At 64.8% G+C, this 22,589-nt stretch carries 24 protein-coding genes; 9 read left to right on the top strand and 15 right to left on the bottom strand.

Annotated features, from left to right (window positions below):
• Positions 1-26: 26 nt before the first annotated feature.
• The 10 genes from nifW to nifE all read right to left on the bottom strand — a co-directional run bounded on the left by nifW (position 27) and on the right by nifE (position 7,323).
• Complete coding sequence (nifW, locus tag RGUI_RS09265) at positions 27-362, bottom strand: nitrogenase-stabilizing/protective protein NifW (protein ID WP_081532791.1); 336 nt, start codon at positions 360-362, stop codon at positions 27-29.
• Positions 359-1,561, bottom strand: coding sequence for a homocitrate synthase (gene nifV / locus RGUI_RS09270; RefSeq protein WP_081532792.1), 1,203 nt, complete (start codon positions 1,559-1,561; stop codon positions 359-361). The genes nifW and nifV overlap by 4 nt, the downstream gene beginning before the upstream one ends.
• 11 nt (positions 1,562-1,572) lie before the next feature.
• Complete coding sequence (locus tag RGUI_RS09275; protein WP_081532793.1) at positions 1,573-2,277, bottom strand: iron-sulfur cluster assembly scaffold protein; 705 nt, start codon at positions 2,275-2,277, stop codon at positions 1,573-1,575.
• Positions 2,278-2,287: 10 nt separating this feature from the next.
• Positions 2,288-2,608, bottom strand: a complete 321-nt coding sequence (locus RGUI_RS09280; RefSeq protein ID WP_081532794.1) for an iron-sulfur cluster assembly accessory protein — start codon at positions 2,606-2,608, stop codon at positions 2,288-2,290.
• A gap of 347 nt (positions 2,609-2,955) precedes the next feature.
• Complete coding sequence (gene fdxB, locus RGUI_RS09285; protein WP_081532795.1) at positions 2,956-3,258, bottom strand: ferredoxin III, nif-specific; 303 nt, start codon at positions 3,256-3,258, stop codon at positions 2,956-2,958.
• Between the two features lie 17 nt (positions 3,259-3,275).
• Positions 3,276-3,485 carry a CCE_0567 family metalloprotein gene (locus tag RGUI_RS09290; protein ID WP_081532796.1) on the bottom strand — a complete coding sequence of 70 codons (210 nt, stop codon included), beginning with the start codon at positions 3,483-3,485 and terminating at the stop codon, positions 3,276-3,278.
• 34 nt (positions 3,486-3,519) lie between these two features.
• Entirely contained in the window at positions 3,520-3,993 is a 474-nt protein-coding gene (locus RGUI_RS09295; protein ID WP_081532797.1) for a NifX-associated nitrogen fixation protein, read from the bottom strand.
• Positions 3,990-4,433 (bottom strand): nitrogen fixation protein NifX, encoded by a 444-nt coding sequence (gene nifX, locus RGUI_RS09300; RefSeq protein ID WP_081532798.1) that lies wholly within the window; start codon positions 4,431-4,433, stop codon positions 3,990-3,992. Before nifX ends, RGUI_RS09295 begins: the two co-directional genes overlap by 4 nt.
• Positions 4,434-4,446: 13 nt before the next feature.
• The gene (gene nifN, locus RGUI_RS09305; protein WP_081532799.1) at positions 4,447-5,841 is read right to left on the bottom strand and encodes a nitrogenase iron-molybdenum cofactor biosynthesis protein NifN; all 1,395 of its coding nucleotides are present in this window, start codon (positions 5,839-5,841) and stop codon (positions 4,447-4,449) included.
• A 3-nt stretch (positions 5,842-5,844) separates the two neighbouring features.
• The gene (gene nifE, locus RGUI_RS09310; protein ID WP_081532800.1) at positions 5,845-7,323 is read right to left on the bottom strand and encodes a nitrogenase iron-molybdenum cofactor biosynthesis protein NifE; all 1,479 of its coding nucleotides are present in this window, start codon (positions 7,321-7,323) and stop codon (positions 5,845-5,847) included.
• 294 nt (positions 7,324-7,617) lie between these two features.
• On the opposite strand from nifE, the gene RGUI_RS09315 reads away from it, so the two are divergent.
• Entirely contained in the window at positions 7,618-8,037 is a 420-nt protein-coding gene (locus tag RGUI_RS09315; RefSeq protein ID WP_081532801.1) for a DUF1810 domain-containing protein, read from the top strand.
• Here RGUI_RS09315 and RGUI_RS09320 read toward each other — a convergent pair.
• From RGUI_RS09320 to RGUI_RS09330, 3 genes are all read right to left on the bottom strand, one after another.
• A complete protein-coding gene (locus RGUI_RS09320; RefSeq protein ID WP_371587378.1) occupies positions 8,020-9,777 on the bottom strand; it encodes a sugar phosphorylase in 1,758 nt (585 codons plus the stop codon). The genes RGUI_RS09315 and RGUI_RS09320 overlap by 18 nt on opposite strands.
• 157 nt (positions 9,778-9,934) lie before the next feature.
• Positions 9,935-11,215 carry a glycerate kinase gene (locus RGUI_RS09325; protein ID WP_256387884.1) on the bottom strand — a complete coding sequence of 427 codons (1,281 nt, stop codon included), beginning with the start codon at positions 11,213-11,215 and terminating at the stop codon, positions 9,935-9,937.
• Positions 11,216-11,273: 58 nt separating this feature from the next.
• Complete coding sequence (locus RGUI_RS09330; protein WP_081532804.1) at positions 11,274-11,714, bottom strand: Rrf2 family transcriptional regulator; 441 nt, start codon at positions 11,712-11,714, stop codon at positions 11,274-11,276.
• A gap of 214 nt (positions 11,715-11,928) precedes the next feature.
• On the opposite strand from RGUI_RS09330, the gene cydD reads away from it, so the two are divergent.
• The 5 genes from cydD (at position 11,929) to cydX (ending at position 18,301) form a co-directional block, all read left to right on the top strand.
• The gene (cydD, locus tag RGUI_RS09335; RefSeq protein WP_253799075.1) at positions 11,929-13,575 is read left to right on the top strand and encodes a thiol reductant ABC exporter subunit CydD; all 1,647 of its coding nucleotides are present in this window, start codon (positions 11,929-11,931) and stop codon (positions 13,573-13,575) included.
• The gene (locus RGUI_RS09340) at positions 13,572-15,227 is read left to right on the top strand and encodes an amino acid ABC transporter ATP-binding/permease protein (protein WP_081532805.1); all 1,656 of its coding nucleotides are present in this window, start codon (positions 13,572-13,574) and stop codon (positions 15,225-15,227) included. The genes cydD and RGUI_RS09340 overlap by 4 nt, the downstream gene beginning before the upstream one ends.
• A gap of 162 nt (positions 15,228-15,389) precedes the next feature.
• Positions 15,390-16,991, top strand: a complete 1,602-nt coding sequence (locus RGUI_RS09345) for a cytochrome ubiquinol oxidase subunit I (RefSeq protein WP_081532806.1) — start codon at positions 15,390-15,392, stop codon at positions 16,989-16,991.
• Between the two features lie 5 nt (positions 16,992-16,996).
• Entirely contained in the window at positions 16,997-18,160 is a 1,164-nt protein-coding gene (gene cydB, locus RGUI_RS09350; RefSeq protein WP_081532807.1) for a cytochrome d ubiquinol oxidase subunit II, read from the top strand.
• A 15-nt stretch (positions 18,161-18,175) separates the two neighbouring features.
• Complete coding sequence (gene cydX, locus RGUI_RS09355; RefSeq protein ID WP_081532808.1) at positions 18,176-18,301, top strand: cytochrome bd-I oxidase subunit CydX; 126 nt, start codon at positions 18,176-18,178, stop codon at positions 18,299-18,301.
• Positions 18,302-18,389: 88 nt separating this feature from the next.
• Here cydX and RGUI_RS09360 read toward each other — a convergent pair whose 3' ends face one another.
• Positions 18,390-18,782 (bottom strand): hypothetical protein, encoded by a 393-nt coding sequence (locus RGUI_RS09360; RefSeq protein ID WP_081532809.1) that lies wholly within the window; start codon positions 18,780-18,782, stop codon positions 18,390-18,392.
• A 109-nt stretch (positions 18,783-18,891) separates the two neighbouring features.
• Between RGUI_RS09360 and hemF the strand changes: the two genes are divergently transcribed.
• Both hemF and RGUI_RS09370 read left to right on the top strand, forming a co-directional pair.
• Positions 18,892-19,785, top strand: a complete 894-nt coding sequence (hemF, locus tag RGUI_RS09365; RefSeq protein WP_081532810.1) for an oxygen-dependent coproporphyrinogen oxidase — start codon at positions 18,892-18,894, stop codon at positions 19,783-19,785.
• A gap of 130 nt (positions 19,786-19,915) precedes the next feature.
• On the top strand, positions 19,916-20,392 hold the full coding sequence (locus RGUI_RS09370; protein WP_081532811.1) for a PRC-barrel domain-containing protein: 477 nt from the start codon (positions 19,916-19,918) through the stop codon (positions 20,390-20,392).
• Positions 20,393-20,488: 96 nt separating this feature from the next.
• Here the strand turns inward: RGUI_RS09370 and hemE are convergent, their stop codons facing one another.
• Positions 20,489-21,520: a uroporphyrinogen decarboxylase gene (gene hemE, locus RGUI_RS09375; protein ID WP_081536040.1), complete on the bottom strand. Its 1,032-nt coding sequence runs from the start codon at positions 21,518-21,520 to the stop codon at positions 20,489-20,491.
• 104 nt (positions 21,521-21,624) lie between these two features.
• Between hemE and hemC the strand changes: the two genes are divergently transcribed.
• Positions 21,625-22,575 carry a hydroxymethylbilane synthase gene (hemC, locus tag RGUI_RS09380; RefSeq protein ID WP_081532812.1) on the top strand — a complete coding sequence of 317 codons (951 nt, stop codon included), beginning with the start codon at positions 21,625-21,627 and terminating at the stop codon, positions 22,573-22,575.
• Positions 22,576-22,589: the final 14 nt, after the last annotated feature.

Here is a 22,589-nt window from a genome sequence, read left to right on the forward strand (position 1 = left end):
CCACCTTTCCCGGATCGGTCATTCGATCACTTGGGGATAGGTTGGATTCCCGCCATTGGCACCATGTTTCCGCGCGATTGCGTATAGATTTTCAGCGCCTTCTGCTCGCGCGGGGAGGAGTTTTCGAAATCCGCATGGGCCTGGGCCAGCGCTTTGCGCGCCTCGGCGAACACCGCGTCCTCGTCCAGCCCGTCAAGATCGGCCTTATCGAGGTAGTCTCCCATCCGCTTCATCATGTGCAGGCGGGACCGGTTCAGCACCGCCTCGTCGAACGGCAGGTCGAGAAAGACGAACATGTCCTCGGCCGAGGAGAGGGACTGCAACCGGTCAAGGACGTCGGACTTCGTGTCGGGGCTGGTCATGTCAGGCTCCGTTCTTTGGTTTCGGAGGTCTCGGCGCCTTGCGACAGCGCCTCGGCCCGGGCGGTGATGAGAACAAGATCGGCGGCGGTTGCCGCGCGTTTTTCCTGCGTGGCCCACTCGCGCAACAGCGGAAGGACGTTACGCGCGGTTTCGATATCGGAGGGCAGGCCGGCCTCGGCCAGCGCCCGGGTCAGGCCGGCAAGGCCGGAATGCTTGCCGACCACGATCTCGCGCGCCCGGCCAAAGCGGGCGGGGCTCAGCGCCTGCGCCTCATAGGTGCCGGGGTCTTTCATCAGACCGTCGACATGGATGCCGGATTCATGGCTGAAGGCATGGGCGCCGACGATGGGCCGCGTGGCGGACACCGGGCGGCCCGCCGCCGTGGCGACAAGCCGGGACAGGTCGCACAACCGGTCGAGCGCGACCGAGGTCGGCCGCCCCTGCACCGCAAGGGCCGCCACGACCTGTTCCAGCGCCGCATTGCCGGCGCGTTCGCCCAGACCGTTCACGGTGACCGACAGATGCGTCGCGCCCCCGCGCACCGCCGCCAGCGTGTTCGCCGTGGCGAGGCCCAGATCGTCATGGGCGTGGAATTCCAGCGGCAAGGGCCCCTGCCCGACCAGCGATACCAGCGTATGGGCATCGAACGGGTCCATCAGGCCCAGGGTGTCGGCAAGGCGCAGGCGTTGAGCCCCCGCCTCTGCCGCGGTTTCGCCGATCTGCATCAGGAACGCCAGATCGGCGCGGGAGGCATCCTCGGCCCCGACGGACACGTCGAACCCGGCCTTGGTGGCCAGCCCCGCAAGGCGCGAAAGTTCCGCAAGCGCCCAGTCGCGGGTCTGGCCCAGCTTGCCCGCCAGTTGCCTGTCGGAGGCCGGAACGGTCAAGTGCAGCCGGGTCAGCCCCGTCAGGGCAGCCATCTCCAGATCGCTTTCCCGAAGGCGGCACCAGGCCACCCCGCGCGCCCGGGTCAGGCGCGACCCCGCCTCGCGGATCGCGGCGACCTCCACCATGCCCATGGCGGGCACACCCAGTTCGATTTCGGCCACCCCCGCCGCATCCAGCGCCTGCGCGATCCCCGCCTTTTCCTCGGCCGAGAAGGCGACACCCGCCGCCTGCTCGCCGTCACGAAGGGTGGTGTCGCAGATCAGCGGCGCATCGGGGGTCTGGAACTCGTCATGGGATACGGGGGCAGTCATTGTGGCAGTCCTTATGATCGGGCGGGGGCGGGGACGACAAGCACGGTACGGCCAAGAACCTCGGCCAGACGTTTTTGCAGGCCGCCGAGCGTCAGCCCGGCAAGCTGGCACCCCGAACAGGCGCCTTTCAGATCAACGCGCACCCGGGGGCCGACGATGTCGACCAGATGCACGTCCCCGCCATCGGCACGGAAGCGCGGGCGCATCTCGGCCAGAACGTCCTCCACCGCGGCGGTTTCCTCTTCCGGCGACAAGGCCTTGGCCGGCCCCTTGACCGGGGTGGAGGGCTGAAGCGGCGCAATCGACAGCGGTTGCTCGACCCGCGGGCCCTTGGCCGCGCGGAAGGCGGGCGGCTGGGCGTGGTCCTTCAGCGCCGCGGCCAGTGCTGCCAATCCGTTCTCGGCAGAGCTGCGGTCTTCCTCGGGCAGGCCGCCAAGGGCAGCCACGACATCGTCATAACTCAGCGCACGCGCCTCTGCCGTGCTTTTGCCGATCAACAGTTCCGTCAGGGCCGAGGCCGCGGCGATATCGGGGCCGCTGCCGGTGCTTTCGAACCGGGCGGCAGCGATCACGCCCCGTTCGATCTTCAGCATCAGGCGCAACGCGTCGCCGGTGCGCACCGATCCCGCCTCGCCCAGCGCATTGACATCGTCCAGGACGCCGCGGTTGCGGGGGTTCAGGAAATGGTCGGTCAGGACGTCGGAATAATCGAGCATCTTGCCCTCCTCAGCAGAAGGACTTGCCACAGCCACAGCCCCCTTGGGCATTGGGGTTGTCGAACACGAAGCCCGACCCTTCCAGCCCGTTCACGAAGTCGATGGTGGTGCCCAGAAGATAGCCCTGGCTGTCGGGGTCGATCAGGACGGTCACGCCCTCGGCCTCGACGATGGCATCGTCGTCCTCGCGGCTGAGTTCCAGCGCCATGGCGTATTGCAGGCCGGCGCAGCCGCCCGCCTGAACCATCAGGCGCAATCCGGCGATGGGTTGTCCGGCCCCCTCGATCGCGGTGGCCATGGCGTCACGTGCAGCTTCGGTGATCTGGATCATGCGGGCTCTCCTGTCGGTCGCGTTTCCCTTTGGCATGGAGTCAAAGCATGAAGCGTGCCAAGTCTGTCGGACCAGCGTTTTCAAATGCTTAACAAAGTTGGCACGAAGTTTGTCGGGTTTGTCTGGCGCCTGATTGGCGGATTTCCGACAGGTGACAGGGCGACAAAATCCGCGACATTCCGACACACACGATACCACCGGGGCCGCAAACCGACGGGAATTGGAACGGCGGCACCGTCATTTGCCCGCCGTCGCCAATGCCGTCCCTAGGCGGGCATCCACGGAATCAGCAACGCCGGGGACGGGTCCCCGGCGCGGCATGTACTGGTCAGATCCGGTCGTCGGTGTCAGGCCGCCTCGGCCGGCGCGTGGGTCTGGCAGTTCGACGGGCAGACGCGGGCGCAGGCGCCGCAGCCGATGCAGTCATCGGCATCGGAGACGACCATGATCTTGCGCTCGATGTCGTCCTCGTATTCCTCGTCATCGACATCGACGATCTCGTCCTCGTCGGTGACGCCCTTCAGGTCCAGCACGTCGCGGGCGCAGACCTTGTAGCAGCGGCCGCAGCCGATGCATTTCTCCATGTCGATCTCGACAAGGAATTCGGGGACATATTCGGTGCCGCCGCGGGTCGTAGCAGTGATAGGCATGTTCGGTCTCCTAGGGGTCAGGCCTCTGCCGCGGCTTTCTTGGCGGCTTTCAGTTCCTTGCGGGCGGCGGTCAATTCCTTGAACACCTCGAAGGTTTCGGCGGCGACTTCGGGGATCTTCTCCCAATCGGTCGGCAGTTCCTCGGCAAGGTCGTGCAGGTTCATCTTGGCATTGGTGGAGCGCATCGACAGTTTCTTCACGCGCGTCTCAAGCTCTTCAAGGCTCATGGTTTCTTCCTCGGTTCGTTATGGTCAGGCCGGATCAGGCGTTGGCGGCGTCGGGGAAACGGGCCACCATGTCGGCGGCGTCCTGCGTGGCGGTCTCTCCCGCTTCGGCCAGCTTGGCGTAGGTCTCGAACCCGTAGCGGTGGATGTCGCGCACATGTTTCGACAACACGACAAGACGACCCGACAACAGCACGATGCGGCCAAAGCCTTCATGGTGGATCTTCGACATCTGCGCGGCCCGCGCGCCGGTGCGCTTTTCGAGAAGCAGGGCGACGGCCTCGTAGAACTTCTCCACCCGCCACAGGATGTCGGGATCGGGGTCGCCGATGATCGGCATGTCCCGGCGCTCTTCCTTGGTGACGATGAACTCTTCCAGAAGCTCGGCGTCGGACTTGCCGTCCCAGCTGCCATAGCTGTCTTCGGCGCGGATCACGGCGACAAGCTGCTTGATGAAGTCGCTGGTCGGCATCTCGCCGCCGCGGGGCAGGGTTTCGGCTTGTTCGCTCATTCGCTCATATCCTCGGCATAGTCATCGGCGAAATCGGACTTCGGACGCCCCAGCACCTTGCGCAGGAACGGCGGCGGGGAACCGGAAAGCATGGTCTGGGTCTGCTCCAGCACCGCGCTGATCGGCTCGGGGTCCTTGCGCTTGATCGGGTGGATGCCCGCGCGCACGACCTTGGCCGCCGACGGGCCGCCGATGGCGAGCACGAAGAGCAGCGCGCAACCGGTCAGCGCCTCGACCTTGGGGGTGATGCGGTCGTCCTGCGAGTTATGCTCGCCGCTTTGCGCGGTCACATCGCCGAATTCCAGCACCTCGATCATCCGGGTGGTGGTGGTGGTCACCTCGTAGACGACGAATTTCTTAGCCGAACCGAAATGGGCGTCGAGATGCTCCATATCGTTGGTGGCGATGGCGATTTTCAGCGGGGTTTCGCTGTCGGTCATATCGTTCTCCGGCTCAATGAGGCGTAGTCTGCGGGCGGTCATGGTCGAACTCCGGGTCAATGGGCGCGGCGCCGAAATCTTCCGGCCGGGCCACATGCGGGCGGGACAGCACGGCGTTGGCCACCTCGAACAGGAAGGCCCGCGTGCCGCGATAGCCGGTGCGGCAGATATCCTGCGCGCCCAGCCGGTCGTTGATGGGAAAGCCTGCGCGGATCAGCGGCAGGTCAAGGGCCTGTGCCGCGTGCCGCGCATGGGCATGGCTGATCAGGATCGTGGCACCGTTGGCGCGCGCGCCGTCCTCCAGATCGCCCAGATCGCCGAGGATGATCTCTTCGCACGGGATCAGGTCGAGGATCGGATTCGCGGCAGAGGTGGTCACGGCGCAAACCGCCTCGGCGCCGATGCCGGCCAGCGCGGACGACAGCGCGTAGACCAGATCGGGATCGGCGGCGATGGCGTATTGCAGCCCACCGATCTGGAAATGGGCATCCAGCATGGCATCCTGCAGGCGCGCGCGGTCACGCTTGATCGCGGGGGGCGCGTCGTCCACGCCGGCCACATTCATCAGGGCGCTGACGAAATTGTCGACCGCCTGCAGCCCGGTAAGCGACGGGAAGACCTGCATCGGCATATGCGCGCGGTCGGCCAGAAGATGCGCAGACCCCGCCATGCTTTCGCCGATGGCGAAGGTCACGGCGGATTTCGCCATCGCCGGGATATCGTCGATTTTCGTGCCGCCCAGCGAATGGCCCGACCAGTCCTCGGCCAGGTGCCCGTCGAGCGAGGACGAGAGATCGGGCAGGACGATGGGCTTCAGCCCGAAGGCGCGCACCATGCGCACGATTTCCTCAACCTCGGCCGGGGTCAGATAGTTGGCGGGCAGGATGTTCACCTGCCGCAGATCCGCATCGCGGTGCAGCGGGTCGATCTCTGGCACCAGCGTGTCGATGATCGCGGTCACCGCCTTGGCCCAGCCGTCTTCCATCGCACCCTCGAAATCGGGGGTGGAGGCATAGACGACCTTCAGATCACCCAGATCGCCGCGGCGCGACATGATGTCATTCAACTCGCCCGGGATATCCTCGCCCCGGGTTTCGGTCAGCGCGGTCGAGGCGATGCCGATGAGACGCGGATTGGCCTTTTTCTTGAGGTTGGCGATTGCCTCCTCGATCTGCTCGGCCCCGCCAAGGATCGTCGAAACCTCGGTCATTGCCGTGGTCTGCAGCGGGATCGCTTCCTTGAAGTGGCGGACAAGATGGACCATCGCGAAGGCGGTGCAGCCCTGCGCGCCGTGGAACAACGGCACGGTCTTCTCGACCCCAAGATAGGCCATCGCGGCACCAAGGGGCGCGCTCGACTTCAAGGGGTTGGTGGACAGTGCGCGGCGGGGGCGGGTCAGACGGGCCATGGATCAGTCATCCTCGAAATCGGTGGGATCGTTGGCGAAGCCCGAGACCGGGCAACGGTCCTTCACGCGCGGGCGATAGCCTGCGAAGGGACGTTCCTCTTCCCACGGGGCGGGGCGGCGGACGTCTTCCCACATCGGGTTGTTCACCGACCGGTCGATGGCGCGGACAAGGTCCACCATCCCCATGTAACCGGCATAGGGTTCGTGCTTTTCCTGATTGACGTCGATCCAGGGCGTCCGGGCCTTCAACCCGACGAACTGGCTGCGGGCACCCGACATCAGGATATCGGCGCCGGATTCCTTCAACGTCTTGTACATGTCGCGGGGCGCCATGTTTTCATACATGTGGTTGGCGTTGCCCATGACCTCGATCACCTTGGCCTTGTCGTTGTCGGTGGCCTTGCGCACCGATGTCCCGACGACCTCGATCCCCAGTTCCTGCAGGGCAGAGACGACCGACCAGCTTTTGTGCCCGCCGGTGTAAAGCAGCACGCGACGGCCCTGAACCTTGGGGCGATAGGGTTCCAGATCGGCCCAGACCTTGGCCTCTTCCTCGGCGATCAGCGCCTCGCAGCGGTCCATCAGCTCCGGGTCGGCGCCACGCTCGATCAGCATCGAACATATCTTGCGCAAGGAGTCGGAGGTATCGGAGATGCCGTAGAACGACCCCTCGAAATAGGGGATGCCGTATTTCTCCTCCATCTTCCGGGCAAGACCCTGAAGCGCGTGGGAGCAGACCAGCATGTTGATCTTGGCCCGGTGCATCATCGCGACCTGCTTGTAGCGCGCATCGGCGGCGAGGCTGCCAAGGATGCGGATGCCAAGCTTGTCGAGCAGCGGCTTCACCTGCCACAGTTCGCCCGACAGGTTGTAGTCGCCCATGATGTTGATGTCGTAATCGGTGGTATAGCTGGGCTCCACCGTGCCGATCACGTGGCGGAACATCATCTCGCCACCCAGCTTGCAGCCAAGGTTCTTCGACCCGGCATAGCCCGGCACGTCCACCGGGATTGCGGGGGTTCCGAACGCCTCGGTCGCGGCCTTGCAGACGGCGTTGATGTCATCCCCGATCATCGAGGTCACGCAGGTCGAATAGACGAAGACGGCGGGCGGCTGGTGTTTCTCGACGATCTCCTTGATCGCGCGGTAGAGCTTTTTCTCCCCTTGGCCCATGACGATATCAAGTTCGGTCATGTCCGTGGTGAAACCGGTCTTGTAGATCATCGGCCCCGAAGACGCGGATCCGCGGTTGTCCCAGGCGTTGCCCTCGCAGGCGAGTGGGGCGTGGACGAGGTGGGCAACATCGACGATGGGTTGCAGCGTGATCTTTGCCCCATCGAAGGCGCAGCCACCTGCCGCCGCACCCGGGGTCAGCGGCTTGGCACAGCCTTTCTTGCGCTCGCTCGCGGATTTGGCACGATTGGTCGCGCAGGCCGGTTCGTTGAAGGCGTCCGCGACGGTCTGCTTCAGGGCGTCTGACATGGAACACTCCGGTTGCTCAGACAATTGAAAGCAAACTTCGTGCCAAAACCGGCCGAACGACCAGCCAACGCCAGCCGAACAGCACGGGGAAACACCGGTATCGCGTTCAAACTCAAGAGGTTGAGCCCGAATGACCCGGCCTGTCCGGCAGCCTGTCATTTTTCGACACCGGGCCCGTTTGTGACGCCAGGAGTGCTCGGAGGGCCCGATTGTCCCATCTGCGACAAAAAATGGCGGCACCGCCCCACCTCTCGCGCCCTCGCCGCGCCGGCCGTATCTCCCTATATGCCCGGTATGACCGATCTGACCCGTTTCCTTGACGCCCAAGCCGACAGTTACGACACGGCGCTTGCCGAACTCCGCGCGGGGCGAAAGGCCACGCACTGGATGTGGTATATCTTCCCGCAACTGGCCGCGCTTGGCCGGTCGGCGACGGCGAAGTTCTATGGCATCGCGGACATGGCGGAGGCGCGCGCCTATCTGGCCGATCCCGCGCTTGGCCCGCGCCTTGTGGAATGTGCTGAAGCGGTCATCGCCCACGGGGACAAACCCGCCGAGGAGATCATGGGGCCCGTCGATGCGCTGAAACTGCGGTCCTCGGCGACATTGTTCGACCGGGCGGGCGGGAACGGCGTGTTCAAAGGGGTGCTAAACACCTTCTACGGCGGTGCGCCCTGCCCGCTGACGCTGCAAGAGCTAGATCGGGGTCCGTGACCCGTGAACGGGCCGCGCCGCATAGGCCCGGTTGCTGATCCAGCGGCATTGATAGGGCGCAAAGGGGATGTCGGTGCCGGTCGGTGAAATCGTCTCTCCCGACAACAGGTCGACCCATGCCTCGCCCCCGATCAGGTTGATCGACAGGGGGGATACGGCCAGTTCTTCGCCGCTGACATTGTGCAGTGCGAAGATCGACTGGTCGCGATCAAGGCTTTGACGCCAGAGCCCGAACAGACGTTCATCCAGATGCAGGGTGAATTGCGTCGCATTGGGGTGGAAGGCGGGTTGGCGACAGCGGATCGCAATGCGCCGTTTCATGTGGCGCAGAACCTGCGCCTGCACGCTGGCCGGATCGTCCAGCCGGCCCAGAAGCGTGGGATAATCCCAGCGGTGTCGGTTGATCGCCCGCTTCACGCCGGTTTTTTCGACCCCGGCATGATCGTTGGGCGTCCCCAGCAGCGAATGGACATAAAAGGCCGGCACACCTTCCAGCGCCATCACGATGCTTTGCGAACAGAGAAACCGTTCAAGCTGCCACTGGTCTTCGCCCGCAAAGGTGCCCTTCATCGCGTCGAAATAGGTGATGTTCAGTTCATAGGGCGCCTCGCCCCCGCCGTTCAGCGTGCGCATCGACACCTCGCCCCCGAAGGAGCGGACCGCGGCGATGATCTCGCTGATCTGGTCGTCGGGCAGCAGCCCCTCGACCGGGCGCATCCCGATCCCGTCATGGGAGGCGGTGAAGTTGAGATAGGCACAGCCCAGTTGCGCGGGCGGCATGGTGGCCTGCCAGCGGTGCAGGTATTGCGCGGTGCCCGACAGAAGGGCGTGCAGGATCAGCGGCGGCAGTGAGAAGTTGTAGACCGCATGCGCCTCGTTCCGGTTGCCGAAATAGGACAGGTTCTCGACATTCGGGACGTTGGTTTCGGTCAGCAGGATGATCGGTTCCACCGCGAAGTCGCACAACACGCGCATCAGCTGCACGATGGCATGGGTCTGGGGCATGTGGATCGACCGCGTGCCGATTTCCTTCCAGATGAAGGCCACCGCATCCAGCCGGACGATCCGCACGCCGTTTTCGACATGCAGGCGCATGATCCGCAGGAATTCCAGCAGCACCTCGGGGTTGCGGAAATCCAGGTCCACCTGATCGTGGCTGAAGGTGCACCAGACATGGCGGGGGCCGTTGACCGTTTCGACCTCTCGCAACAGCGGGTTGGTACGCGGGCGGACCACGGCGGACAGGTCGTCGTCGGGCGAGGCCTCGAAAAAGAACCGGTCATAGGGTTCGTGCCCCTGCCGGTATTCATTGAACCAGGTCGACTGGCTGGACACATGGTTCAGCACCAGATCCGACATCACGCGGAATTCCTCGGAAATCCGGTTGATGTCGGGCCAGTCCCCGAGATTGGAGTTGACGGCCCGATAGTCCGTCACCGCGAACCCGTCATCGGAGGTGAACGGAAAGAAGGGCAGGATATGCACCGACGACACAGTGCCCTTGAGAAAGCGTTGCAGGAAGTCGTTCAGAAGGTCGAGCGGCTTGTGCTGCCCATCGATGAAGGTGTTGCCATAGGTGATGACCATGGCGTCTCGGGGCGACCACAACCGGTTCGAGGGCGTGCGGGCGCGCTTTCGCGGATGGGAACCTTCAGGCCAGAAAGCGCCGATGATTTCGCCGACCAGATGATCGCGGTCACGGTCCGGATAGATGCGGCCTACCAGCTCGGCCAATTTCATACGCAGGTTCTGGGAGGTCTCGGCCATCGGAACTAACTGAACAGTTTCACGCATCATTCACGCGGGTCGGGCCCGGGTTCAAGGCACAACTGGGCAGGAAACGCACTATTCAAAGCATGCGCACAAGAATCGGGCGGAATTCAGGGCGCATATGCGGTCAGGCCCGGGGGAAAACCAGGATCGCGCGGAAATCGTTGACATTGGTCAGGGTCGGGCCCGGCACGACCTGATCACCGAGGGCTGCGAAAAAGCTGTGGCTGTCGTTGCGATCAAGCGCGCGCCCGGGATCGACCTCAAGCGCCGCGGCGCGGGCGAGCGTGTCGGGCCCGACAACCGCGCCGGCGACTTCCGCGGCGCCGTCCACGCCATCGGTATCGCAGGCAATCGCGTGGATGCCGGGGACCCCTTGCAGCGCACAGGCCATCGCAAGCGCGTATTCCGCGTTGGGCCCGCCCACCCCGCCATTGCCGTGGGTAACCGTGCATTCGCCACCGGACAACAGCACCAGCGGGGCCTCGCCCGCGCCCAGCGCCGCCTGCCGGTCAAGCGCCAGCCGGGCATGGGCCACCGCCAGTTCGCGCGCCTCGCCTTCCAGTGCGTCCCCCAACATCTCGACCTGACAGCCATTCGACAGCGCCTGCTCGGCCGCGGCCTCCAGCGACTGCGCGGGGGCGGCAATCACCCGGTTCTCGACACGGCTCAGTCTTTCGGAGTCGGGTGGCAAGACACCTGTCGGGCCCGACAGGACCCGGTCAACCGAGGCCGGTGCCGAAATCCCCCAGCGTTTCAGAATGTCGCGCGCATCCGCGGGCGAAGACATGTCGCCGACCGTCGGGCCAGAGGCGATGAAGGCCGGGTCGTCCCCCGGCACGTCGGAGATCATCAGGGTCAGCATCCGGGCCGGCCATGCGGCACCGGCAAGCTGGCCGCCCTTGACCCGGCTGAGATGCTTGCGCAGCATGTTCATCCGGGTGATCGGCGCCCCCGAGGCCAGCAATTCCGACGTGACCGCCTGTTTTTCAGCAAGGGTGATGTCGCCCGCGGGCTGAATCAGAAGGGCAGAGCCGCCACCGGAGATCAACGCCAGAACGAAATCGTCTTCGCCAAGGCTGTCCAGCAATTCAAGCATCCGCCGGGTCGCTCGGGCGCCCGCCGCATCCGGCACCGGATGTGCCGCCTGAACGATTTCGATGCCTTGGGTCGGCCGGGCATAGCCGTAGCGGGTGATGACCAGCCCCTCAACAGGGCCCCACGACGCCTCGACCGCTTCGGCCATGCGCGCAGAGGCCTTTCCCGCCCCGACAACGACAATGCGACCGGCGGGCTTTTCGGGCAAGGCGTCGGGCACTGCCCGCATCGGGTCCGCTGCCCGCACGGCAAGATCGAAGAGACTTCTGAGAAATCCGTCTGGGTCGTCCACGGGGCTGGGTCCAGTCAAGCGCACCCTCCGACATTCAATGTCCGGTCTCGGTCAGTGCAGACGGTACCCTAGGCCGTTATTGTGGCACAAGCGAAAGCGCCTCTTCCAGCGACTGGTTTCCGACCACGAGATCGGCCAGCGTGATCGCGTCAAGTGTCGCGTAGAACTGATCGAGCGCCTTGTGAATCGCTTCCTTCAGAAGGCAACAGCAGGAAATCGGACAGGTATTGGTTTCCGGGTCAAAACATTCCGCGAAGGGAACGCCCGATTCCAGATGCCGGAAGACCTCGCCCACGGTGATCTCCTCGGGCTTGCGGTTCAGCGTCAGCCCGCCATTGCGCCCGCGCGTCGTTTGGACGAAACCGTGATGCGACAGCGTGTTGATCACCTGCGCCATGTGGTTTTCGGACGTGTTGCAGGCCGACGCGATATCCGCCTTGCGGACCATCCGATCACCATTGACAGCACAGTACATGAGCGCGCGCATCGCAATGTTGGTGCGTGTGGTCAGGCGCATTCGGTGGTTCTCTTTTCCAACCGTCGCGGATAATGATCTATGCCACATACGGGTTCTAAACAGCATAGAGCCTGTTATTGATCAGGCAAGCCCCCATCACTGCGGCGAAGAGGGGCGGCATCGGACAGGGAAGACGGGGCGAGGTGTGACTCGGAAACGCGCGAAGACGAAGGATCCCGCCGCCGGGCGGCTGGCCCTGATGACAGCCCCGGTCATGAGCACGCTGGAACGTGCGGGCGCAATTGCCGCCGCATCCTCCCTTTTATGGCTGATTCAGGCCGGTGCGGTGGCGCTTGCCATCGGCGACATGCTGGCCCCCGAGACGCATCCGGGACATTTCGCGATCTACGCGGTCATCTTCATCATCATCGGGGCCAGCCGGGCCGCATTGGACAGCCTTGCCGGCGGCATGGCGTTTCGCGCCGCCGACACCGTGCTGGCGATGGAACGGGCAAAGCTTCTGACCCGCGAATCCCGCCGTGCCACCGATGACCCCTCGCGCCCGCCAGCCGCCAAGACCGCGACGCTTGCGGCGGAAAAGCTGGCGGCGCTGACCCCGTTTCTGACACGCTATGCCCCGGCGCGCCGCCGCTCTCAGGTCGTGCCGCTCGTATTCCTCGCGGTGGCCTTTTACTTCTCGTGGGCCGTGGGGCTTGTGTTGCTGGTTGCGGGACCGCTGATCCCCGTCTTCATGGCCCTGGTCGGCATCGCCGCGAAGAAGGCCAGCGAACGGCAGATGGAAGAGCTGTCGAACATGAATGTGCTGCTGCTGGAACGGCTGACGGCGCTGGTCGATATCCGCCTTCTCGATGCCTCCGACCGCACGACGGCAACCTTCCGCGACGCCGCCGACCGTCTGCGCGCCCGCACGATGGAGGTTCTGCGCGTCGCCTTCCTGTCCTCCACCGTGCTGGAGCTTTTCGCGGCCATCGGCGTGGCCATGGTGGCTGTCTATGTCGGTTTCTCGCTGCTCGGAGAGCTGAGCTTCGGGGCATGGGCCACGCCGCTGACCGTGGCCGAGGGGGTATTCCTGCTGCTGCTCGCGCCCGACTATTTTCAGCCGCTGCGCGATCTGGCCGCCGCCTGGCATGACAAGGCCGACGCCACGGCCGTGGCCCGCGAGATCGCGGAGCTGGAGGCCAAGCCCGAGACGGGATTCCTTGGCCTCGGCGCAAGCGCGCAACCCATCGACACGACGGCCAGCCTGTCGGTGCGCGGGCTGGCCTATCGGCCTCCGGGCGGGCGGTTGATCCGGTTTCCGGACTTCGACCTCAACCCCGGCGAAACGCTGGCGATCACCGGGCCAAGCGGCATCGGCAAATCGTCTCTTTTGCGCCTGATCGCGGGTATGGCGGTGCCCGCCGAAGGCGAAATCCGGTTGGGTGACACGGTTCTGGATGCAAGCAATGCCGATGCGTGGCGGGCCCGCCTTGGCTGGCTGCCGCAGCAGCCGCGCTTCGTCTCGGGCAGTCTGCGCAAGAACCTGACCCTGGCGGTGCGGCCCGGCCATTCGCTGCCGCTGGATGCCGCGCTGGAACTGGCCGCGGCCGATGGGGTGGTCGCCACCCTGCCCCGAGGACTGAACACAAGGCTGGGCGAGACCGGCATGGGGGTTTCAGGCGGAGAGGCCCGGCGCCTGATCGTGGCGCGTGCCGCCCATGCCCATCCCGACCTGCTGCTCGCCGACGAACCGACCGCCGATCTGGACGAGGAGACCGCCGCGATGGTGACCGAGGGTCTGCTTGGCCTTGTCGCCGGCGGGGTCGCGCTGATCGTGGCCACCCATGACCCCAAGCTTGCCAGCACGATGGACCGGCAGATCAGCATGGAAGCCGACAGTGCCGAGGAGGACACCGCATGAGGGACATCCTTCGGGTTCTTCGCCTGATCTGGCGGGCACAGCGGGCTTCCCTGCTCCGGGGCACGATCCTTGCCGTTACGGTGGTTGCGGCCGGCGTCGCCCTTCTGGGCCTGTCGGGCTGGTTCATCACAGCGGCCGGTGCCGCAGGCCTGATGGGGCTGGGCAAGGCCTTCAACGTCTTCCAGCCCTCGGCCGCGGTGCGGTTTCTGGCACTTGGCCGGACGGCGGCACGGTATGGCGAACGGCTTCTGACCCATGATGCGACGCTGAAAAGCCTGACCGACATCCGTATCAGCCTTCTGCGCGGCGTGCTGGGGCTTCCGTTCCAGACGCTGGCCCGGCTGCGCGGGGCCGAGACGATGAACCGGCTTGTGGCCGATGTCGATGCGCTCGATGGCATTGCGCTGCGCCTGTTCATCCCTGCGGTGTCGGCAGCGGTGGTCTATGTCGGCACCTTCGCCCTGCTCTGGTGGCTGACCGATCTGATCCTCGCGCTCTGGATCGTGCTGAGTTTCACCTTCGGCGTCAGTGTGGTTCTGGCCTGGACCGGGCGCCATGCGCTTTCCCCCTCGCGCCGCGCGGAAAAGGCGCTGCAGGCCTTCCGCATCCGGATCATCGACATGCTGCGTGCGCGCGACGACCTTGTGGTCTATGGCCGTCTGCCCGACCAGACCGAGACCGTGCAAAGCGCAGAAATGCGCATGCGGGACAATCTGGATGCCGTCGACCGGCTGGAACGGCGCGCGGGGCTGGCCCTGTCGCTGACCACGACGCTGTCGGCGGGAACCGCGCTCTGGCTCGGCGGGGCGCTGGCGGCCCGGGGCGACATCACGCCCGCGCAGGCCGCGCTTGGGTTCTTCGTCACGCTCGCCCTTGCGGAAACGGTGCAGCCGCTGCGGCGCGGTCTGGCTGACCTTGGCCGGATGCTGGACGCTGCGCGCCGGGTGCAACGCCTTTTGCCGGAGGACGGTCCCGCACCTGCCTCACCGGCTGGCCCGGCCCCACAACCGCACCTGCCCGCCCTAGACATGGACGGGATCCGGTATCGCCACCCCGGCGCCGAAAACCCCGTCGTTGATGGTTTCGCGCTCAGCGTCGCCGCGGGGGAGACCGTCGCGCTCGCTGGGGCGTCGGGGCGCGGAAAGTCGACGATCCTCGCGCTTGCCGCCGGGCTGATCCGTCCCGAGGCCGGCACCATCCGGATCGCAGGGCGCCCGATCGGAACGCTCAGCGACACCCAGCTTCGGAGCGAGATGACCTATCTGCCCCAGCGCAGCGTGCTTCTGGGCCAGAGCTTTTTCGACATGCTGGCCCTGGCCGATCCCGATCTTGACGAGGCCGCCGCGCTTGAGGCGCTGGAAGCCGTGGCCCTGACCGCAACGGTCGCCGGGCGCGGTGGGCTTCATGCCCGCCTGTCCGAAAACGGCGCGGGCCTGTCGGGCGGCGAACAGCGCCGGCTTGCGGTTGCCCGGGCGCTTATGCGCCGCCCCAGGCTCTTGTTGCTGGACGAACCGACCGAGGGGCTGGACCGGGACACGGCAGACAGGGTCCTGAAGGGGATTCGCGACATACTGCCCGATGCGGCAATCCTGACCGCATCCCACCGCCGCGCCGAGCAGGACTGGTCGGACCGAATGATTCGGATGACATGAAGATGTATTTTGAATACATCATTTGACATAGGTCAAAGTCCGCCCCAAAAGGTGTAACTAGAACTAATCTAATATGCTGCGCCCGCCATTAACCACCCTGGCGGCGCTTCGGTGCATATTAGGGATGTATACGGGGTAACGGCCACAAGGAGGCCTCGCCAAATGGAACTCGACATTGTCGAGCTGTCCCGGCTCCAGTTTGCCATGACAGCAATGTATCACTTCCTCTTCGTGCCGCTCACGCTTGGTCTGTCGATCATCGTGGCGATCATGGAGACGGTCTATGTGATGACCAACCGCCCGATCTGGCGCCAGATGACGAAATTCTGGGCTACGCTTTTCGGGATCAACTTCGTCCTCGGGGTCGCCACGGGGATCACGATGGAATTCCAGTTCGGGATGAACTGGTCCTATTACAGCCACTATGTCGGTGACATCTTCGGCGCGCCGCTCGCGATCGAGGGGCTGATGGCCTTCTTCCTGGAGGCGACCTTTGTCGGGCTCATGTTCTTCGGCTGGGACAAGATGTCGAAGCCGATGCACGCGATCGTCACATGGCTTGTCGCCATCGGTTCGAACTTCTCGGCACTGTGGATCCTGATCGCCAATGGCTGGATGCAGCACCCCGTGGGGGCCGAATTCAACCCCGTCTCGATGCGTATGGAGATGACCTCTTTCTTCGACGTGATGTTCAACGAAGTGGCGCAGGCCAAGTTCGTGCATACCGTCTCTGCGGGCTATGTCACCGCCTCGGTCTTCGTGCTGGGCGTGTCGGCGTGGTATCTGCTGCAGGGCCGTCACACGGAACTCGCCCGCCGCTCCATCGCGGTGGCCGCCAGTTTCGGTCTGGCCGCGGCGTTTTCGGTGGTCATTCTGGGCGACGAATCCGGCTACTCGGCCACCCATACCCAGAAGATGAAGCTCGCCGCGATCGAGGGCATGTGGGAAACCCATGAGGCCCCGGCCCCCTTCAACCTGTTCGGCGTGCCCGACCGGGAAGAGCGTGAAACCAAGTACGCGGTGCAGATTCCCATTGCCATGGGCCTGATCGGCACACGGTCGCTGACCGAGGAAATGTCGGGCATCAACGATCTGGTGGACGAAGCCGAAGACCGCGTGCGCAATGGCCTGATCGCCTATGACGCCCTGATGGACATCCGCGCGGCCAAGGGCGATGCCTCGCCCGAAACCATGGCGCAGTTTGAAGACCACAGCGAAGATCTGGGCTTCGCCTTCCTTCTGAAACGCTATGTCGACGACCCGCGCACCGCGACGGAAGCGCAGATCGAACAGGCGGCCAGCGACACGATCCCCGGTGTGTTCCCGCTGTTCTGGGCGTTCCGCATCATGGTGGGCCTTGGCTTTGCCTTCATCGGCGTGATGATCTTCTTCTTCGTCCGCGCCAACTTCTACCGTATGCAGTTCCCGCGCTGGTCGCTGTGGCTGGCGGTGGTGGCCATCCCGACGCCGTGGATCGCGGCCGAAATGGGCTGGTTCGTGGCCGAGTTCGGACGGCAACCCTGGACGGTGGATGGTGTCCTGCCGACGGCGCTGTCGGTCAGCCATCTAAGCGTGACACAGGTCGGGCTGACGCTGGCGGGCTTCGTCACCTTCTACTCGATCCTCTTCATCATCGAGATGGGGCTGATGCTGAAATACATCCGCAAGGGGCCGTTCATGGACGTCTCCGAAACCGATGCCTGGACCAAGCGGCATAGCGACCGCCTGTCGGGCCGCGGCAGCAGCATCCAACCGGCGGAGTAAGACACATGATCCTGCATGAACTTATCGACTTCGAACTGCTGCGCGTGATCTGGTGGCTGCTGCTTGGCGTCCTTCTGATCGGCTTTGCCCTGACCGACGGGTTCGACCTTGGCGTGGGCGCCCTTCTGCCCTTCGTCGCCAAGACCGACCTGGAACGGCGCGTCGCGATCAACACCGTGGGTCCCGTCTGGGAGGGCAACCAAGTATGGTTCATCCTTGGCGGCGGCGCCATCTTCGCGGCTTGGCCCCCGCTTTACGCGGTCAGCTTCTCGGGCTTCTACCTTGCGATGTTCCTGATCCTCGCGGCGCTGATCCTGCGGCCCGTGGGCTTCAAGTACCGCTCCAAGCGTGAAGACGAACGCTGGCGCGCCGCGTGGGACTGGGGCCTTTTCATCGGCGGGTTCGTCCCGGCGCTGGTCTTCGGCGTGGCGGTCGGCAATGTCCTTCAGGGTGTGCCCTTCCGCCTGACAGAAGACTTGCACTCGATCTACGAGGGCAGCTTCTTCGGCCTTCTGAACCCCTACGCCATCCTTGCCGGTCTGGTGTCGGTATCGATGCTGGTGATGCACGGCGCGGCCTGGCTGGTGCTGAAGACCGAGGGCATCGTCAACGACCGCGCCCGCGTGTTCGGTGGCTATGCGGCACTGGCCACGATCGTGACCTTCGCACTGGCGGGTTTCTGGCTGGCCGTGGGCATCGACGGCTATCACTTCGTGGGCGAGGTCGCGACCGACGGTCCGTCCAACCCGCTGCTGAGCGAGGTCGTCAAGGGCGGGCAGAACGGCGGGTCGTGGATGACGGCCTATGCCGACCGTCCGTGGATCGTGATCGCCCCGGCGCTGGCCTTTGGCGGCGCGGCGCTGGCATGGCTCGGCTTCCGGTCGGGGGCCGAGGGCTGGACCATGATCGCCTCGAAACTGTCGATCACCGGCATCATCTCGGCCGTGGGTCTGACGATGTTCCCGTTCATCCTGCCCTCCAGCATCGATCCGAATTCGTCGCTGACGGTCTGGGACAGTTCGTCCTCGCACCTGACGCTGTTCGTGATGCTGGTCTCGGCGGTGATCTTCGTGCCACTGATCCTTGCCTACACCGCCTGGGTCTACAAGGTGCTGTGGGGCAAGGTCACGGCCGAGGATGTCCTCGACAACTCCGACAGCGTCTACTGAGAAAGGACCTGAGACATGTGGTATTTCGCCTGGATCCTCGGGCTTCCCCTCGCCGCCCTTCTGGCCGTGGTCAACGCGATGTGGCTTGAGATGCATTGCGACAACGAGATCATCGAAGACGGGCCGATGTCGCGCAAGTAGGCCCATCGGGGCGGGCTGCTCCCGCCCTCCGGATACACGAAGGCCCGCATTGCGATGCGGGCCTTTTTCGTTGCAGGGGGCCCCTGCCCTACCCCTCGGGATAGCGGGCCCGGCAAACCTCCAGCTTGCGCAGCGCCGTCCGACCCAGATCGTGCCGGGACGCCTTCAACTGGCGCAGCCTGGCCCGCTCTGCCGTCAGGTCCACGGCGACGGGGCGGTCGCGCCAGGCGGTTTCGGGTGCCGTGCAGAACGACAGGCCCACCCGGTTGCGGTCGCCCCATTGTCCACCATAGCAGAAATTGACCCGCATCCGCCGATAGGGTTCGCGCTCGACCCCATAGCCCCGCGCCAGCGTGCGCTCGGTCTCGGCGATCAGATCGTCCAGCACGCGCACATCGCGCGTGGCGTCCCGCTCGCACGCCGCCCGCGGGGAAGCGCAGGCCGCAAGCAGCAGAAGCGTCAGCAGGGCGGCGGTTCGCATGGCGGGTCTCCCAACGCGCGCGGTGTCCTGTTCCCTTTGGGGCATGGCCGCATGGTGGCAGAGGCCGTCGAAAGCTGCTAGGCCGGTGTTGGGACATGGGAGATGCGCGATGACCGAAATGTTCGATGATCGCAAGGCACAGGCTTCGGCCTGGTTTCAGACCTTGCGTGACGAAATCGTGGCCGCCTTCGAGGCGCTTGAAGACAGTCAGACAACCGGCCCCTTCGCCGATCAGCCCGCCGGCCGGTTCGAGGTGACCGAGACCCGCCGCAAGAGCGAGGACGGTTCTGACGCCGGCGGCGGCGTGATGAGCGTGATGCGCGGCGGCCGGGTGTTCGAAAAGGTGGGCGTCAACATCTCGACCGTACACGGGCGGCTGAACCCTCAGGCGCAATCGGCGATGATGGCGCGCAAGGACATGCCCGGCCTGGCCGAAGACCCGCGCTTCTGGGCCTCGGGCGTCAGCCTTGTGGCGCATATGCAAAACCCCCACACGCCCGCAGTGCATCTGAACACGCGGATGTTCTGGACACCCCATGGCTGGTGGTTCGGGGGCGGCACCGATCTTAACCCCTGCCTGCCGCGGGACGAGGACACCGCCGATTTCCATGCGGTGCTGAAGACCCATTGCGACCGGCACGACACCAGCTATTACCCCCGCTTCAAGGCCTGGGCGGACGAGTATTTCTTTGTTCCCCATCGCGGCCGGGCGCGGGGCGTCGGCGGCATCTTTTTCGACGACCACAATACCGGCGACTGGGACACGGATTTCGCCTTTGTCCGGGACGTCGGCCGTGCCTTCCTGCCGGCCTTCCTGCCGATCACCGAACGCCGCCGGGACGAGGCATGGACCGACGACGACCGCGCAACGCTTTTCGCCCAGCGCGGCCTCTATGCCGAGTTCAACCTGCTCTACGACCGCGGCATCAAGTTCGGTCTGGCAACGGGCCACGACCCCGACGCCATCCTGATGAGCATGCCGCCGCTGGCAAGCTGGCCGTAACCCGCGCGTGGGGACTATCGAACAGCTTTTCAAGGCAAGCATTTGAAAAAATTTACCAATCCACCCCGGAACCTTGGGGTGGGTGGTTCGGTTGTGGACATGAAGCGAACAACAAAGGAGGAAATCGCTCATGAAACTGATGACAGCAACCGTGACTGCCCTGACGCTTGCCGCGACCGGCGCACTGGCCGAAAACACTGGCGCGGGCATGAAGACCGGCTCGTCGATGGAGGTCGGCCAGACCTCTGGTGCGATGCAGCAGGCCGACGGCCTGATCCGCACGCGCGACATCACCGGCGGCAAGATCTACACGACGGCTGACACGACCGAAGGCGGCTGGAACCCGGCGGGCATGTTCGACAAGGTCCACGATGACTGGAAGGTCATCGGCGAGATCGAGGACGTGGTCCTGTCGCATGACGGCCAGATGATCGGCGTTGTCGGCGAGGTCGGCGGCTTTCTCGACATCGCGGACAAGCACGTGATGATCTCGGTCAGCGACCTGAACCTCGTCGCAGTGGACGACATGAAATACGCGTTGGTGACGCGGCTGACCGAAGAGCAGCTGGAGCAGAAGCAGAATGTCGACGAAGGCTTCTGGAACTGATCTGCCATCATCGGATGCACGAAGGGCGCCGGAACCATTCCGGCGCCCTTTTCTTTTCTGAACGATGTGCGTCGCGGCGCCTTGCGGCTGGCTGCCTTAGCCCCGCAGCGCCTCCAGCATGATCGTCACATTCTCGGGGTCGGCCTCGGGCGTGATGCCGTGGCCGAGGTTGAAAATATGGGGGCCTTTCGAGAAGGCTTCCTTGATCCGCTTGGTCTCATCGATCAACTCTTGCCCGCCGGTGACCATCAGGCCGGGCGCCATGTTGCCCTGCACGCAGCCATCGACCTGCACATTGGCCGCCGCCCAGTCCGCATCGACGGAGTTGTCGAGCGCGACGCAATCGGCGCCGGTGGCCTTGGCGAAGCCGATATATTTCTCGCCCGCTTCGCGCGGGAAGGCGATGCAGGGCAGGCCCGGATGGCGGGATTTCAGCTCGTCGATGATCCGCTTGGCCGGGGCCATCGCGTATTTGTCGAAATCCTCACCCTTCAGCGACCCGGCCCAGCTGTCGAAGATCTTGATGACCTCGGCCCCGGCCTCGACCTGCTTGGACAGGTATTCGATGGTGGCGTCGGTCAACAGGTCGATCAGCGCCTCAAACGTGGCGGTGTCCTCGGCCTTCAGCGCGTGCGCCGGGGCCTGATCCTTGGTGCCGCGGCCGGCGATCATGTAGGTCGCCACCGTCCAGGGCGCGCCAGCAAAGCCGATCAGCGTGGTCTCGGACGGCAGTTCGCGGGACAGGATGCGCACGGTTTCATAGACCGGCGCCATGTGGTCGTGGATGTCGTCCTTGCCCTTCAGCGCCTTCAGCCCGTCGGGCCCGGTGATGGTGGACATGCGCGGACCTTCGCCCGTCTCGAACCACAACTCTGCCCCAAGCGCCTGCGGCAGAAGAAGGATGTCGGCAAAAAGAATCGCGGCGTCGAACCCGTAGCGGCGGATCGGCTGAAGCGTCACCTCGGCGGCCAGGTCCGAATTATAGCACAGCGACAGGAAGTCGCCCGCCTCGGCCCGCGTCGCCCGGTATTCGGGCAGGTAACGGCCTGCTTGCCGCATCAGCCAGACCGGGGGCACATCCAGAGTTTCACCCGCAAGCGCCCTCAGCAGTTTTTTGGTTTCCGCCATCGTCATCCCCGTTTATTGGTGCGGCCTGTCGTCCCCTGCTTGCGTCAGCATGTCAAGACGGGCCGAGTTGTCAGGACGACGTGACGCGATTAGAGGTTTGGCGCATGGCTATCACACTTCCTTCCCCCGCTTCACCCCTCAAGATCGGCACCCGCGGGTCACCGCTGGCGCTGGCGCAGGCCCATCAGACGCGCGAATTGCTGATGAAAGCCTTCGATCTGCCCGAGGATGCGTTCGAAATCGTGGTCATCCAGACCATCGCTGACCGCGTGCTGGACCGCGCCTTGAAAGAGATCGGCGGCAAGGGCCTGTTCACGAAGGAAATCGAGGAGGCCATGATCGAGGGCCGGATCGATATCGCCGTGCACTCGACCAAGGACATGGCGGTGGAACAGCCAGAGGGGCTGATTCTGGACACCTTCCTGCCGCGCGAAGATTATCGCGACGCGTTCATCTCGCCCAAGTTCAAGGGGATCAAGGAGCTTGCCGAGGGGGCGGTTGTCGGCACATCCTCCCTGCGCCGCCGGGCGCAACTGTTGAACTATCGCCCCGACCTGAAGGTCGTGGAATTCCGGGGCAACGTACAGACCCGCCTGAAAAAGCTGGAAGACGGCGTGGCCGAGGCAACATTCCTTGCCATGGCGGGCCTCAACCGCCTGGGGATGCAGGAAATCGCGCAATCGGCCATCGAACCCGAAGAAATGCTGCCCGCGGTTGCCCAGGGCGCGATCGGGATCGAGCGGCGCAAGGACGACCCGCTGGCCGTCCACCTGCTGGAAGCCCTGCACCACAAGGAAACCGGCGAGCAGATGGCGGCGGAACGTGCTTTCCTCGGCGCGCTGGATGGATCTTGCGAAACGCCCATCGGGGGCCTTGCCCAGCATGAGGGTGGCAATATCTGGCTGCGCGGCGAGATTCTGCGCCCCGACGGCAGCGAAAGCATCAAGGGCGAAGATCGCGCGCCGATCGAGGATGCCGCCGAAATGGGCTGGGCCCTTGGCAAGAAACTGCGCGAACAGGCCGGCGAAGGTTTCTTCGACTGGGTCGGGCAGTAACCCCCTGACGTTTG

The sequence above is a fragment of the Rhodovulum sp. P5 genome (assembly GCF_002079305.1).
GTDB lineage: Bacteria > Pseudomonadota > Alphaproteobacteria > Rhodobacterales > Rhodobacteraceae > Rhodovulum.